The organism is Aquirufa novilacunae, assembly GCF_045310505.1.
In the GTDB taxonomy this organism is placed as follows: domain Bacteria; phylum Bacteroidota; class Bacteroidia; order Cytophagales; family Spirosomataceae; genus Aquirufa; species Aquirufa novilacunae.
The window spans coordinates 345,337-360,021 of the sequence record NZ_JBEWZG010000003.1 but is presented as its reverse complement, the minus strand read 5'-3'; the positions used below and the strand labels follow the sequence as shown (position 1 = coordinate 360,021).

11 protein-coding genes are annotated in these 14,685 nt (G+C 44.3%); 7 read left to right on the top strand and 4 right to left on the bottom strand.

What is annotated here, in order from left to right; all coding sequences use genetic code 11:
* Nucleotide 1 precedes the first annotated feature (1 nt).
* The 5 genes from V7S74_RS09780 (at nucleotide 2) to V7S74_RS09760 (ending at nucleotide 8,851) form a co-directional block, all read left to right on the top strand.
* Entirely contained in the window at nucleotides 2–1,477 is a 1,476-nt protein-coding gene (locus V7S74_RS09780) for an FG-GAP repeat domain-containing protein (RefSeq protein WP_406778577.1), read from the top strand.
* Entirely contained in the window at nucleotides 1,474–3,987 is a 2,514-nt protein-coding gene (locus tag V7S74_RS09775; protein ID WP_406778576.1) for a TonB-dependent receptor, read from the top strand. Before V7S74_RS09780 ends, V7S74_RS09775 begins: the two co-directional genes overlap by 4 nt.
* Nucleotides 3,987–5,048, top strand: coding sequence for a DUF4249 domain-containing protein (locus V7S74_RS09770; RefSeq protein WP_406778575.1), 1,062 nt, complete (start codon nucleotides 3,987–3,989; stop codon nucleotides 5,046–5,048). Before V7S74_RS09775 ends, V7S74_RS09770 begins: the two co-directional genes overlap by 1 nt.
* A 64-nt stretch (nucleotides 5,049–5,112) precedes the next feature.
* Nucleotides 5,113–6,900: an acyl-CoA dehydrogenase gene (locus V7S74_RS09765; protein ID WP_406778574.1), complete on the top strand. Its 1,788-nt coding sequence runs from the start codon at nucleotides 5,113–5,115 to the stop codon at nucleotides 6,898–6,900.
* A gap of 7 nt (nucleotides 6,901–6,907) precedes the next feature.
* Nucleotides 6,908–8,851 (top strand): M1 family metallopeptidase, encoded by a 1,944-nt coding sequence (locus V7S74_RS09760; protein ID WP_406778573.1) that lies wholly within the window; start codon nucleotides 6,908–6,910, stop codon nucleotides 8,849–8,851.
* Nucleotides 8,852–8,885: 34 nt separating this feature from the next.
* Here the strand turns inward: V7S74_RS09760 and V7S74_RS09755 are convergent, their stop codons facing one another.
* The 4 genes from V7S74_RS09755 to hemA all read right to left on the bottom strand — a co-directional run bounded on the left by V7S74_RS09755 (nucleotide 8,886) and on the right by hemA (nucleotide 12,795).
* Complete coding sequence (locus V7S74_RS09755; RefSeq protein ID WP_406778572.1) at nucleotides 8,886–9,743, bottom strand: prephenate dehydrogenase; 858 nt, start codon at nucleotides 9,741–9,743, stop codon at nucleotides 8,886–8,888.
* Nucleotides 9,730–10,908, bottom strand: coding sequence for a pyridoxal phosphate-dependent aminotransferase (locus V7S74_RS09750; protein ID WP_406778571.1), 1,179 nt, complete (start codon nucleotides 10,906–10,908; stop codon nucleotides 9,730–9,732). Before V7S74_RS09750 ends, V7S74_RS09755 begins: the two co-directional genes overlap by 14 nt.
* 150 nt (nucleotides 10,909–11,058) lie before the next feature.
* Complete coding sequence (locus tag V7S74_RS09745; RefSeq protein ID WP_406778570.1) at nucleotides 11,059–11,511, bottom strand: regulatory protein RecX; 453 nt, start codon at nucleotides 11,509–11,511, stop codon at nucleotides 11,059–11,061.
* Between the two features lie 9 nt (nucleotides 11,512–11,520).
* Complete coding sequence (gene hemA / locus V7S74_RS09740) at nucleotides 11,521–12,795, bottom strand: glutamyl-tRNA reductase (RefSeq protein ID WP_406778569.1); 1,275 nt, start codon at nucleotides 12,793–12,795, stop codon at nucleotides 11,521–11,523.
* Nucleotides 12,796–12,904: 109 nt separating this feature from the next.
* Between hemA and V7S74_RS09735 the strand changes: the two genes are divergently transcribed.
* On the top strand, nucleotides 12,905–13,729 hold the full coding sequence (locus tag V7S74_RS09735) for an SDR family oxidoreductase (RefSeq protein WP_406778568.1): 825 nt from the start codon (nucleotides 12,905–12,907) through the stop codon (nucleotides 13,727–13,729).
* The gene (locus V7S74_RS09730; RefSeq protein WP_406778567.1) at nucleotides 13,729–14,685 is read left to right on the top strand and encodes a YheT family hydrolase; all 957 of its coding nucleotides are present in this window, start codon (nucleotides 13,729–13,731) and stop codon (nucleotides 14,683–14,685) included. Before V7S74_RS09735 ends, V7S74_RS09730 begins: the two co-directional genes overlap by 1 nt.

Sequence of the window (14,685 nt, the reverse complement as noted above, 5' to 3'; positions counted from 1 at the left end):
GATGCGGACACTGCTGGCTCTTGCCCTCTTCACGGTATTCTCTTATGAGTTTCCTAGTTGCTCGAACAAGGCGGCAGAAGGGAAAGAGCTAGCCAAAACCTATTGTGCATCTTGTCATATGCTTCCAGATCCGGCTATGTTGCCCAAAAATGTGTGGCAATACAGCACTCTTCCTTATATGGGCATCATGATGGGGGTGGACAAAGAGATCGGGATGCTGGAGAAACCGCTTTCAGATTATACCATTCTAGGGCCAGGATCACAGATGATTCCGGACGAGGACTGGGAGAAAATCAAGGCCTATTATCTAGAGGAGGCACCTAAGACCTTGGAGATGCCAGCTTATCAGCCATTAGCAAAACAAACGATTTTCGAGGCAGAACCTATCGTAGCCACTTTACCGGGGACCACTTTACCGAACATGACGGCTGTTAAAATTGATACTCGTCGTAAGCAAATTATCGCGGGAGATCAGTCGAATCGGGTGATTTGGAAATGGGATCTAGCCGGTAAATTATTGGAGACGAAGACGAATCAGGATGCCCTGACAGCTATTACTTCTTCGGGTTCGGAGACTTTGTATACTTTCATCGGGACGACGACGCAGGCAAATCCGGATGTGAATGGCTTTGTGAGCAATGCTGCTACCGGGAAAAAGCTGATTCAAGGTTTGAATCGACCTATCAGCCTTGTCTCTGCGAATTTAGATGGCGAGCCAGGGGATGAATTAATTAGTTCTGAGTTTGGATTTAAGGTAGGCGGGATGTCAGTGTGGAAGCTCAGGAATGGGGCCTATCAAAAGCAAGTATTGAACCCTCAAACGGGAGCAACAAAATCTATCGTACGTGATTTTACGGGGGATGGGAAACCCGATATTTTGGCACTTTTTGCGCAAGGGGACGAACGCATTTTACTCTATGAGAATCAGGGTGGGATGAAGTTTAAAGAAAAGCAGTTGTTGCGATTCCCTTCTATTTATGGATCCTCGTCCTTTGATATCGCAGACATCGATGGAGACAAAGACTTAGATATCGTATACTCCGCTGGAGATAATGCCGATTTTACAACGGTCCTGAAACCCTACCATGGGGTTTATGTTTTTGAAAATACGGGAGGGCTGAAATTCAAGCAAAAGGCCTTTTTCTCTCAAAATGGAGCCACCAAAGTAATGCCAGCCGATTTCGATGGTGATGGCGATCCGGATTTGATATCCATCGCTTTATTTCCTGATGTGGCGGCTAGACCTGGCGAGGGAGCTATGTATTTTGAAAACAAAAAAGGGACTTTTGTCCCGATGACTTTACCGATTGAACATTTAGGACGCTGGTCTGTCATGGACATTGGAGATCTAGATGGGGATGGAGATTTAGATGTAGCGCTGGGATCGCATGCGGTGGCTAAATTCCCACAAGGAGGATTCGATCCTCAATGGAAGCAGGCAAAAGGTCTGCTCATTTTACGAAATAAAACCAAATGAAATTAGGCCTGAGAGTATTGATTTTACTGCTACTATGTGGCTCCATCGCGCATGCGCAACGCAGAGGCTATGTCATTTTCTCAGGGAAGATTATTGATGTAGAAAATAAGGCACCTATTGCAGGAGCATCCGTGTTTTTCTCTGGCTCTTCTGCAGGTGGAACAACCGATTCTTTAGGTCAATTTACAGTGACTATCGCGGCACGTTCTTACCAAGTAATCGCTCGAAGTCTAGGCTATAAATTCAAGACATTTAAACTCGATCTCTCTAAAAATACCCAAACAACCATCGAATTAGAGCGTGCGGAACAATTATTAGGCGAGGTGGTCATCACTGCTGAAAAGGCAGATGCGAACGTGAATCGGGCGATGATGGGGGTGGAGAAGATGTCTTCGAAGACTTTGAAAAAACTTCCTACCTTGATGGGAGAGGCGGATGTGATTCGCAGTATTTTATTACTACCTGGCGTTTCTACAGTGGGTGAAGGTGCCTCAGGTTTCAATGTGCGTGGAGGCAATGTGGATCAAAATCTGGTTTTATTAGATGGCGTTCCTTTGTTTAACACCTCCCATTTGTTCGGTTTTTTCACCGGTTTTAATGCGGATATGGTACAGGATTTGAGCCTGTACAAAGGTGGGATTCCATCGATGTATGGCGGTCGCGCCTCTTCGGTTTTAGACGTGCGAGTGAAGGAAGGGGATTTTGAGAAATGGTCCTTGCAAGGCGGTGTGGGTCCTATTTCGTCTCGGATTTTAGTAGATGGGCCATTAGTGAAAGGAAAGACTTCGTTGATTGTGGGTGCCCGAGGATCGATTTCGGATTTCTATATGCAGTATTTTCCTAATCCAAGTTTAGCGAAGAGCAAGGCGGATTTTTATGATGTGAACTTTAAGTTGACGCATCGTTTTGGGAAGAACCAACGCATCTCTTTGTCAGGTTATGCGAGTAATGATGGATTCAAATTTGCGCAGGATACCCTGTATTCTTGGAACACGAAGGCGCTAAGTTTCAAGCATAATGCCTTAATTAAAGGCGATATATCCCATAATTTTACCGCTTTCTATAGCGATTATACCTACGGTATTGAGGGCCAAAAAAGTGGCTTAGAATTCCTTTGGAAACCATCCATCATTCAAACTTCCATTAAAGAAGAGTTAAGTAAAGACTTAGGATCTTATGGGCGATTAGATCTAGGGGCGGAAGTTTCAGCTTTCACGAATGATGCGGGTAGCTTTTTACCTAATTCGAGCAGCTCAAAAATCGACAAATTTGCGATGTCCACGGAACATACGCGGGAGTTGGCGGCCTATATAGGCCATAGCTTGCCTTTAGGTAAAAAACTAAGTTTGGATTATGGCCTCCGCTATGCCTCATATCAATTGCTAGGTCCAGGGGAATTCTACCAGTATAAGCTAGGCACACCACGTGAGATCAATACGATGACGGATACCTTGAGCGCAGCTTCGAATGAAGTGGTAGCGACCTACGGTGGCTTCGAACCTAGATTATCGTTAGCAATTAAATTAGATACGAGCTTCTCTATCAAAATTGGTTTCAACCGAATGCAGCAATTCCGCCATTTATTATCGAATACGATGGCCGTTTCGCCGTCGGATATTTGGAAGAATTCGAATCAACAAATTCCCCCTCAAGTCGCCGATCAGTATTCTATCGGTTTCTTCAAGAACTTCACAAACGCTTCGAATGCTGTCTTCGAAACCTCAGCGGAGTTCTATTACAAGAATCTGAACAATGTGGTTGATTACGTGGATGGAGCGCAATTATATTTGAATCCGACAGTGGAAACCCAATTATTAGTGGGTAAAGGCTTAGCTTATGGCGCGGAATTCTTCTTAAAAAAGTCGCGGGGAAAACGTCTAACCGGATGGATTTCCTATACCTACGCCAGAACGTTCAGAACAATTCAGGCGAATGAAAATCAGAAGGAGGCGAACTTTGGGATTCAGTTTCCGGCGAATTTTGATACGCCACACACCTTTAAGTTCGTGTTGAATAACCGCTGGACGAATCGCATTTCGTTTAATGCGAATTTTACGTATACGACGGGTCGCCCGATTACCTACCCGAATGGTCGCTACAAGATTTATTCGTTTAATGATCTGTATGATTATGCCGTGGCGACTGGGATTTTCCCTCGACCAGGTTTGGCACAATCTTCTTACACTTATAACGGAACGACCTATAAGTTTTTACAGCCAAAAGAAATCAAGGAATTACTCGATGGCTATTCCTCCGCCTCCTTTACCTTGCGTAACGCCGAGCGTATTCCAGATTATATCCGCTTAGACGTGGGCATTACGATCGACCCTAAGCCAGGCAAGCGCTGGCAGGGAAGTTGGAATTTCTCCATCTATAATTTATTAGGTCGTCAAAACGCCTACTCCGTCTATTTCCGTTCTTCCAGTGGAGATATAAATCAAGCTAAAACCTACCAATTGTCGGTTTTAGGAGCGGCTATTCCTTCCATCACCTATAACTTCAAATTCTAATGAGACACTTACTACTAATTTTTTGTGCCTTGTTTCTTTTGAGTTCTTGCGAGACGGAGATCGAGGATTTTCAAACCCAAAACCTGAGTTCAGCCATTGTTGTTTACGGTGAAATCTCCAATGTGGATGGACCATATAACGTTCGTTTAAATTACGTGAGTGCTTATTCGCCCTATGATGCTACCCAGTTTACGGGTCAGCCTATCACCGATGCGAATGTCCGCATAGTGGACGGAAATGGAAAGGAGACAGCCTATTACGAGAAGAGTAAAGGTTATTACTTAAGCCCTGCCGGATTTAAAGGGGAAGTAGGCCAAAAATACAAACTGCGTATCAAACTTCTCGATGGCAAAACGATCGAATCGGCCTTCCAGACGATTACTCCATCTCCTTCACTCGCAGAATTCAGCTATTCATTTAAAGATGCAGCAAAGGTGGAGAATATGCGTTTCCCTTTAATAGCTAGCATCAAAGATCCGAAAGCGACCGAGGATTATTATTTTGTGAAGCGCCAGGATTTTAGACAATTCTTGTTGACCTGTCCACCGCCACCTGCACCACCAGCACCTACGCCACCCTGTAATTGTTTGTGCTGGCAGGCGCCTTTAAATACCACGCCTTACCTATTAGATGATTTTCTATTAAGCGGCAAGAACTTGTCGTTGGATTTAGGTCAGCTTCCTTATGAAGATTTCACCGATTGGGTAGTGCAGCTAGATGTCTATTCTATCTCGAAAGAGGCTCACACGTATTGGAAAAGGTTAGAGGATCAACGTAAGTTGAGCGGAGGTATTTTCGATAAAGTTCCTGCCCAAATTATAGGTAATCTAAAATGCACCAGTGAGCCTTCACAAGAGGTTTTAGGCTTTTTTATGGTGGGTGGATTAACGCAGAAAAGGTTACAAGTGGACCGTTTTAACGGTATTCCTACGGAGGCTTATCAAAAACTTTTGTTCTACGTAGACTTCAATAATATTCGCTACAAAGACATCCCACTTTGGAATTGCAAAGACGCAGCATTCATCAAATATAATCTTGGATATTCCTTGCCTCCATTATAAATATAGTATGCTTGCATAATAGTTTTTTTCTCTGCAAATTTGTTACAACTTAAACGTTATAAACATGGCAAGAGAATACGACCGTCGCAACCTAGACTTTATTTTAAAAGAGGTTTTTGATACTGCTTCCCTGTGTAACTATCCTCGTTACGCGGATTATACCCCCGATATGTTTGATATGGTATTGGATTCTGCTGATGCCATTGCCGAAAAATATTTACGCCCCATCTATGTAGATTCAGATCGCAAAGCGGCTGAATTAGTGGATGGAGTCGTGCATGTTCACCCGGGTATTGAGCCCTACATCAAAGAGATGGGCGAGTCGGGAATGATCGGTTGTACGTTTGATATTGAACACGGAGGTCAGCAAGTACCTTCAATGATTGGTGGCGCACACGAATTTATTCGCGGTGCGGCGCACAATTCAGCCGTGATGTTTACGGGTTTATCTCACGGAGCTGCGCATTTGATCGCTTCTTTTGGTTCCAAAGAATTAGCGGATACCTATGTTCCCAATATGCTTTCTGGCAAGTGGACAGGCACCATGTGTTTAACAGAGCCGCAGGCGGGAAGTTCCTTGAATGATGCGTCTACTTCGGCGAAGGATTTAGGGGATGGAACCTATGCCATCAAAGGTCAAAAAATATTCATTTCAGGAGGGGATAATCACTTCTCAGAAAATATCATTCACTTGGTTTTAGCTCGTTTAGAGGGCGCTCCGGCAGGTACGAAAGGGATTTCTCTTTTCGTAGTTCCTAAGAAGCGCATCGAAAATGGCACTTTAGTGAATAACGAAGTGGTTTCTTTAGGCGTCTATCATAAGATGGGCCAAAAAGCCACACCAGCCCTTCACCTCTCTTTTGGAGATAAAGGCAATTCAATTGGTTACTTAGTAGGTGAGCCGAATAAAGGCTTGTCTTATATGTTCCAAATGATGAATGAAGCGCGTCTAGGCGTAGGAATGGGTGGTGCTTACATCGCATCAGCTGCCTACCATGCCTCGAAACAATACGCAAATGAGCGTGCACAAGGTCGTTTATTAACGAACAAAGACCCAAACACGCCTCCTACCTTAATCAAGAATCACCCGGATGTGCAACGTATGTTGTATTTCCAAAAAGCCATCGTTGAAGGATCCATGGGTCTTTTATTCCAATGCTTTATGTGGGATGACTTAGCGAAGAGCTTAGAGGGTGAAGAGAAAAAAGAGGCACAAATGATGCTTGACTTGATGACGACTGTCGCGAAAACCTATCCAGCTGAGATGGGAACACAAGCGGTGAATCAAGGCTTACAAGTATTAGGTGGTTACGGATACACCGAAGATTTCCCATTAGAGCAAATGGCACGTGACGTGCGGATTATGTCGATCTATGAAGGAACGACCGGTATTCACGGATTGACTTTATTAGGTCGCGGTATTCCGGCGAACAATGGAGCAGCTTTACAGACTTTGGGAAAATTAGTCTACGCTGACATTGCGGTGGCAAAGGGCCACGAAAGCATCGCGAAATATGCGGGAATGCTGGAAAAAGAATTAGAAAATTTAACGAAGGTGACGATGCACAAACTAGGCTTCGCGATGAAAGGCGAAATCGAAGTTTTCCTAGCGGACTCAACTTTGTATATGGAATTGTTCGGATTAATTACTGTCGCATGGCAGTGGTTAAAGCAAGGTCACGTGGCAGCGGCTGCCTTAGCGAAAGGTGGTTTGAGCGCAGAGGACGAAGCCTTCTACAAGGACAAGATTCATACGATGAAGTTCTTCTACCACTACGAAGTCCCTAAGGCATTAGGTTTATCGACTCGTTTGATGGATGAAGAAGTTTTGACTATTTTTGATCACAAATAAAATTTTTATGTTGAGAAAACTGGTATTTATAGGGCTTACGGCCTTGATGGCAACTGCAGCGAACGCTCAAAGCAAGTATTCCGCTTACGAATTATTTCATCCTTTATGGAACTACGGACCTGTTTCTCCAGCGCGTTCAGCGGCAGGTGTTCCAGGCCCAGGTTACTGGCAGAATTCGGCAGATTATAAGATTGCTGTTTCCTTAGATGACGTAGCGAATAAAATCACAGGTGATGTGGAGATTACCTACAAGAATAATTCTCCAGACAAATTGCCTTTCTTATGGTTGCAATTAGACCAAAACAGCTTTAATACGCAATCTCGCGGAGGAAAGACGACGCCCATCAGTGGTGGCCGTTTTGGAAATTTAGCTTTCGAGGGTGGCTATAAAATCGAGAGTGTAACGATCGATGGCAAGCCGGCGAATTTCATCGTGGAAGATACGCGTATGCAGATTCGTTTAGCGTCTCCATTAGCAGAAAAAGTAGGAACGGCGAAAATCAAAATCGCTTATTCCTTCACTTCTCCGGAAAATGCATCGGACAGAATGGGGATTCAGCAAACGAAAAATGGTGCGATCTATACGGTAGCACAATGGTTTCCACGCGTTTGCGTGTACGATGATATCGAAGGATGGAACGTATTGCCTTATTTAGGAGCAGGGGAGTTCTATTTAGAATATGGCAATTTTGAGTATTCCATTAATGCGCCAGCCTCTCACATTGTAGTAGGTTCAGGGGAATTATTGAATCCAACAGAAGTATATACGGCTGATCAGGTGAAAAAATGGGTTGCAGCGGCGAACTCAGAGACAACGGTTGTGATTCGTTCAGCAGCTGAGGTGACTGACCCGGCTTCTCGTCCAGCGAAGGATAGGTTGACTTGGAAATTTAAGTGCAACAATGCGCGTGACGTAGCTTTTGCTTCGTCTAAGGCCTTTATCTTAGATGCTTGCCGCATTAATTTGCCTAGTGGTAAAAAGTCATTGGCTGTTTCGGTTTATCCAGTTGAATCGGATGGCAAAGACGCTTGGGCTCGTTCTTCCGAATATGTGAAAGCATCGATTGAGCATTATTCGAATTGGTTATATGAGTATTCGTATCCAGTTGCGACTAACGTAGCAGGTATCGTTTCTGGAATGGAATATCCAGGTATTATTTTCTGTGGTTACAAAGACAAGACGGCTTCTTTATGGGGTGTGACGGATCATGAGTTTGGCCATAACTGGTTCCCAATGATTGTTGGTTCGAATGAGCGTAAGTTTGCTTGGATGGATGAAGGATTTAATACCTTCATCAACTTTTATTCGACAGATTCCTTTAATAAGGGGGAATACAAGAACCAAAAATTTGACATGCACAAGCTTGCTCCTCGGATTTTTCATGATAATGCAGACCCGATTATGTCGATTCCTGATGTCATCCAAACACGTAATTTAGGAATGGAAGCTTATGGAAAGCCGGGTTTTGGTTTACGTATCTTGCGTGAAAATATCCTAGGCGCGGATCGTTTTGATTATGCATTTAAGAATTATATCGCCAAATGGGCCTTCAAACACCCAACTCCGATGGACTTCTTCCGCGCGATGGAAGATGGTGCAGGGGAGGATTTAGGCTGGTTCTGGAGAGCTTGGTTCTATGAGCTTTGGAGACTTGATCAATCCGTGAAAGATGTGGATTATGTAGAGCAAGATCCAGCTAAAGGAGCCGTGATCACAATCGAAAACTTAGACAAGATGGCGATGCCAGCAGTCGTGGAAGTTGAATTAACAAGTGGAGAAAAAGAGCGCTTCACGTTCCCAGTAGAAATCTGGCAACGCGGTGCGACTTGGACATTCCGCACGTCGACAAAACTTCCAATCAAATCCGTGGTCATCGATCCAGATCATTCTTTCCCGGATATGGATTCGAAGAATAATACATGGAAGCCGCTGAGTGTGCGGTCGAGATAATAAAAAAGCCCTTGCGAACTGCAAGGGCTTTTTTTTATCCTTTCAATATCCTACCAATATCATTCGCCTTTCCTAACTCTTCCTTCAGCTTTTCGTAGCTGCCGGAAAGCATCAGGCCTTTGTATTTCAAGAGGGTGTTGATATACTCATCGAGAACATCCAAAAGGTTTTCTTGGTTCTGGTGGAAAATTTGACTCCAGGTTTCTGGGGATGATTTTGCTAAACGAACTGTCGACTCAAAACCGGTGGAGGCTAATTCGAAAATGCGGGCTTCGTTCTTTTCTTTCTCTAATACCGTGTTCGCTAAGGCAAAGGAACAGATGTGGGAGATGTGCGAGATATAGGCCGTGTGCATATCGTGTTCGATAGAACCCATATAAATGAGGTTCATCTCTAAACCGGTGCGGTATAAATCTTCAATCAGTGCCACAGCAGCGGGGTCGCTCAGTTCTTTATCGCAAATTACCCCGCGTTTTCCTACGAAAAGGCCTTGGACGGCTGCTTCGGGACCGGAGAATTCGGTTCCGGCCATCGGGTGGGTGGAAACGAATTGACTGCGTTTGGGGTGGTTTTTTAAAGCTTCGAAAACGGGACTTTTGGTGGAACCAACCTCGATGATGGTTTGGCCGGGTTTTAGCGCGTCTAAAACGGATGGGATAAGTGCGACTAAAAGGTCTACCGGAATCGCACAAATAAATACCTCGACTTGGTCGATGGCCTCTTGCCAACTGGCGATGCGGTCTACGAGTCCTAAGGCTATTGCCTTTTTCTGGTGCTCTGGATTCGTGTCGATACCTACAATTTCAGAGGCCCATCCTGACTTGCGTAAGCCTAGTGCGATGGATCCACCAATTAATCCGATACCGATAATGCCTACTTTATGAGATGCCATTGCTGTGATTTTTGATGCGAGCTATCGCTTGTGAGAAAACGGATTCTTGGGCACAAAGTGAGATGCGGACATAGCCGTCTCCTTGTGTTCCGAAGATTCCTCCTGGTGTAATAAACACCGCGTTTTCATCTAATATTTTATCTGAAAGTGCGTAGCCGGAGTCGAATGTGGCAGGGATTTTAGCCCAAACAAACATCCCCGACTGTGCCGGATCATACACGCAATCTAGTAAGTCTAAGAGTTCGAAAACTAGCTTTTGGCGCGAACGGTAAATGCGATTCTGATTCGCAAACCAGTCCGCATCAGCAGAAAGGGCCTTCACCGCAGCTTGTTGCAGCGGTAAGAACATTCCTGAGTCCATATTCGATTTGAACTTCAACACAGGTGCCAGGAATTCAGCCTTTCCAAAAGCCGCCCCAATTCTCCATCCCGCCATATTATGGGACTTCGAAAGGGAATTCAATTCGATCGCCACGTCTTGCATACCCGGAATGGAAAGCATGCTCAAAGGCTGCTCGTTCAAGATAAAACTATAGGGATTGTCATTGACTAAAAGTATGGAATGACGAAGCGCGAAATCATGTAATTCCATGAAGAATTCTTTCGTTGCCTGTGCACCCGTAGGCATGTGCGGGTAGTTTACCCACATGATTTTCACTTTTGAAAGATCCCGCTTTTCTAAGGCTTTCAAGTCTGGTAACCAGCCATTCGAAGCCGATAATTCATAGCTTTCAACCGTAGCGCCTGCTAAAGAACAGGCCGCAGAATAGGTAGGGTAGCCCGGATTAGGAATCAGGGTTACATCGCCTTTTTCTAAATAGGCCATGGCGATGTGCATGATGCCTTCTTTGGAACCGATTAAAGGTAAAATCTCAGAAGCCGGATTAACCGTCACACCGTAGTTTCGAGCATAAAAAGCAGCGAATGCCTCGCGCAATGCAGGAATACCTTGGTAACCTTGGTAGGCGTGATTCGAAGGATTTGCCGCACTTTCTGTGAGCGCTGCGATCGTTTCAGTAGAAGGAGCTAAGTCTGGGGAACCGATACCTAAGTTAATAATAGGTACACCGGATTCCTTCAAAGCCGCAATCTGCTTCAATTTTTTGGAGAAATAGTATTCCTCCACGCTGTTTAAGCGGCTCGCCGCTGTGATTTGTAAGCTCATAAAACAAAAAACCGACGTAAAGTCGGCTGATATAATTGACAAAAAACTATATAACCGATTAGGCAGCGTTGTAATAACCTGCGTAATAATATGCTGTTAAATAGTTGATTGCGTGTGAATTCATATTCCAAAGGTAGGGAAAATTTGCTTTTATGCAAATAGAGGCTTTAAAAGCTCACGAACTAGCGAAGATTCGTAGCCCTTCGAGAGACCGTAGTTATAGCATTTTTGGTAGCGCTGAGGCGAGGTACCTGCTTTGATCTCGTCTCTCTTTTTCTGTAACAAGGTGCGGGCCTTCTCGATATAATCTTGATCGTCGATTCCATCCCAGGCACTAGCTAATAAAGAAGCAGAAATGCCGCGCTTTCGTAATTCGTAATTGATTTTAGTGCGTCCCCAGCCTTTTTGGTTGAATTTAGAACGGACGAAGATCTCGACAAAACGGGCTTCGTTCAGGTAATTATTTTCAGAAAGCCAGGCTACATATTCCGAAAATTCTGATGGCAATACCTCGAAAGTCTTCATTTTTTGTTCCAGTTCCTGCACGCATCTTTCCTGATAGGCGCAGTAGCGGGCCAGTTTTTGAAGAATTTCGCTATTCATCAGGATAAATTAAGATTCGATTTCTTCGAAACTCTCTAGGTTGAACAGATCGTTCAATACATCGACCATTTTGTCGGAATCCCCTCGCTTGCAAGCAGCTTTTAGGTGGATGATGGGTTGCTTGATGATTTTTTGGACTAAACCAGCGGTGATTTTCTCCAGCTTTTCCGTCTCCTCTTTCGTCAACCCCTTCATATGGCGGTTCATCTCCTCCTTGCGGATTTGCTCCAGTGCATTTTTCAATTTGTGGATGGTAGGTGAAACCTCCATCTCTTTGGACCAATCATTAAAGCTAATTATACTCTCTTCGATGATGGTGCGCACGTCAGGAATCGAAGCTAAGCGAGTGGCCAAAGCCTCATCCGCACGCTCCTTCAACGTATCGATATTGTATAAAAGGACGCCATTAATCTTCTCGATGCCGTCTTCGATGCTGCGAGGCACAGAAAGGTCTATGAAGTATTTAAAGGACAATAATTGCAATTTCTTGATCTCCGCCTGCGTGATGATCGGGCTATCCGTGCGAACTGACGAGATAATGATGTCAGCGGCAGCCACTTCCTTCCACAAATCGGCGATAGGAGCGACTCTGAATAATTCTTTACCTGCTGCGATTTTCTCCGCTTTCTCGATCGTACGGTTCATAATCGTGAACTCCGCAAAATCCTTTTCCTCCATATTCTTGCACACATCTAAACCGATTTCGCCTAATCCTAGGATTAAAACTTTCGGGTTTGGAAGGGCTTGAGAAAGTTCTTCGGCTAAAGCGACCGTGGCATAAGAAACGGACGCTGCTCCATCACGGAATGATGTTTCTTGCGCTACTCGCTTGTTAGAGTAGAAAATAGTATGCATCAAACGGTGTAAATACGGACCTGCCATATTTAAATCTGCCGCTTGTTGGTAGGCTTTCTTGATTTGGTTCGGGATCTGTAAATCACCCACTACCTTGGATTGTAAACCGGTTGCCACTTCGAATAAATGACGCAGAGAATCCTCTGTTTCGTTCATTTGCTTGAAATAGCCTAGGTATTCCGCTGTGTTCGTCAGGCCTTTTTCGATTAAGAAGGCTTTCGTTAAATCCGTCGAGATGTCGCGATCAGAGGTATAATAAAACTCGGTGCGGTTGCAGGTAGAAACGATTAATAATTCATTGAGGCCAAAAAGATCCTTACACTTCACATAAAATCCTTTGCTCTCTTCCTCGTTCAACGCTAACATCTCGCGAATGGCGAGCGGCGCTGTACGGTGTGAAAGGCTGACGGATTTAAAAGGTAAAATCATTTCTGTCTTAAGCGTGATTATTAATTCACAAAAGTACAATGCAAAAGTTTAAAATGTATCTGTCTTTGAAAGAAAATCGTAATTTAGATGAAGAAAAAATTGGAACCATATGCACTTCAAAAACAAGACCGTTTTTATCACGGGTGGATCCCGTGGGATCGGATTAGAGATTGCGAAAAAATTAGCTTCAGAGGGTGCAAACATCGTTATTGCGGCAAAAACCTCAGAGCCACATCCTAAATTACCAGGTACGATTCACACGGCGGCGGCAGAAATTGAGGCGGCTGGAGGAAAGGCTTTGGCCTGTATGGTCGACATTCGTGACGAAAATCAGGTTTTATCGGCGGTACAATTAGCGGTGGATACCTTCGGTGGTATCGACATTTTAATTAATAATGCCTCGGCGATTCAGCTCACAGGAACGCTGAGTACGGAGATGAAGAAATACGATTTGATGAATCAGGTCAACACGCGTGGAACCTATTTGTGTGCTCAGGCTTGTTTGCCTCATTTATTAAAGTCAGAAAATCCCCATGTGTTAACGCTTTCGCCACCTTTGAATGTGGAGGCGCGCTGGTTTGAAAATCACGTGGCCTATTCGATTGCGAAATTCGGAATGTCTTTGTGTACCCTGGGGATGGCGTCGGAATTTAAAGGGAAAGTGGCGTTTAATTCACTTTGGCCTAAAACGATTATTGCCACTGCTGCCATCGAATTTGCTGTAGGAAATGCGCAAATGATGCAATTAGGGCGTAAGGCCACGATTATGGCGGACGCTGCTTCGGCGATTTTGCAGAAAGATGCGAAAACAGTAAGTGGTCATTTTTATATCGACGAGGACGTGTTGCGCGCAGAAGGGGTGACGGATTTCTCTGAGTATCGTGTGAATCCGAATACACCTGAAAATCAATTATTGCCTGATTTTTTCATTTAATGCTAGAAAATTATACTCCGCCTCTTTGGTTACCGGACGGGCATACCCAGAGTATTTACCCTTCTTTATTTCGGAAAGTACTGCTGGCTGAGACACCCCGCCGGGAGCGAGTTACAACGCCGGATCAGGATTTCTTGGATATTGATTGGTATGGCGGTTCGCTTTCAGACAAACCTTTACTGATCGTTTCTCACGGTTTGGAAGGTTCGAGTGATCGCCAATATGTGACAGGTTTGATCAACAAGATGAAGGGGATGAATGCGCTGGCTTGGAATTACCGGAGTTGTTCGGGAGAGCCAAATAAGAATTTGCGTTTTTACCACAGTGGGGCGACGGATGATTTGGACTTTATTATTAAGCTGGCTATCGAACGTGGGGCGAAAGATATCTACCTGGCGGGATTTAGTTTAGGAGGTAACCTGACCCTAAAATGGTTAGGCGAACAGGGTAAAAATCCTCCCGAAATCATTCGAAAAGCTGTGGCATTTTCCGTACCTTTACACCTTTCATCGAGTAGCAAGCAATTAGCTAAGCGAGAAAACAGACTCTACACTCATCGATTTCTACAAACTCTCATAAAAAAAGTCAAGGAAAAGTCCGCGCGCTATCCTCAGGATATCACCGTGGAGATGATTGATTCTATTAAGAGTTTAGTGGATTTTGACGATGTGATCACAGGGCCTTTACACGGGTTTAAAGATGGGGAAGACTATTACGAGAAGAGTAGCTCCCTGTATTTTTTGGATCGGATTAACGTACCTACTTTAATCGTGAATGCAAAAAATGACCCTTTTTTATCGGCGGAATGCATTCCGGAAGACTATGTGAAAACCTTGGATTTTGTCCAATTAGACGCACAGGAAAAAGGAGGGCATTGTGGATTTTATCCGAAGAATTACCAAGGCTATACTTGGTCGGAGAATCGAGCCGAACTTTGGTTTAAGAAAAGCGTTTAG

What these genes read in the sequence shown, in the direction of transcription:
- V7S74_RS09775 (WP_406778576.1), top strand. Translation starts at nt 1,474, where the DNA reads ATGAAATTAGGCCTGAGAGTATTGATTTTACTGCTACTATGTGGCTCC.
- V7S74_RS09765 (WP_406778574.1), top strand. Translation starts at nt 5,113, where the DNA reads ATGGCAAGAGAATACGACCGTCGCAACCTAGACTTTATTTTAAAAGAG.
- V7S74_RS09745 (WP_406778570.1), bottom strand. Translation starts at nt 11,511, where the DNA reads ATGAATAGCGAAATTCTTCAAAAACTGGCCCGCTACTGCGCCTATCAG.
- V7S74_RS09730 (WP_406778567.1), top strand. Translation starts at nt 13,729, where the DNA reads ATGCTAGAAAATTATACTCCGCCTCTTTGGTTACCGGACGGGCATACC.
- hemA (WP_406778569.1), bottom strand. Translation starts at nt 12,795, where the DNA reads ATGATTTTACCTTTTAAATCCGTCAGCCTTTCACACCGTACAGCGCCG.
- V7S74_RS09760 (WP_406778573.1), top strand. Translation starts at nt 6,908, where the DNA reads ATGTTGAGAAAACTGGTATTTATAGGGCTTACGGCCTTGATGGCAACT.
- V7S74_RS09735 (WP_406778568.1), top strand. Translation starts at nt 12,905, where the DNA reads ATGCACTTCAAAAACAAGACCGTTTTTATCACGGGTGGATCCCGTGGG.
- V7S74_RS09770 (WP_406778575.1), top strand. Translation starts at nt 3,987, where the DNA reads ATGAGACACTTACTACTAATTTTTTGTGCCTTGTTTCTTTTGAGTTCT.
- V7S74_RS09755 (WP_406778572.1), bottom strand. Translation starts at nt 9,743, where the DNA reads ATGGCATCTCATAAAGTAGGCATTATCGGTATCGGATTAATTGGTGGA.
- V7S74_RS09750 (WP_406778571.1), bottom strand. Translation starts at nt 10,908, where the DNA reads ATGAGCTTACAAATCACAGCGGCGAGCCGCTTAAACAGCGTGGAGGAA.
- V7S74_RS09780 (WP_406778577.1), top strand. Translation starts at nt 2, where the DNA reads ATGCGGACACTGCTGGCTCTTGCCCTCTTCACGGTATTCTCTTATGAG.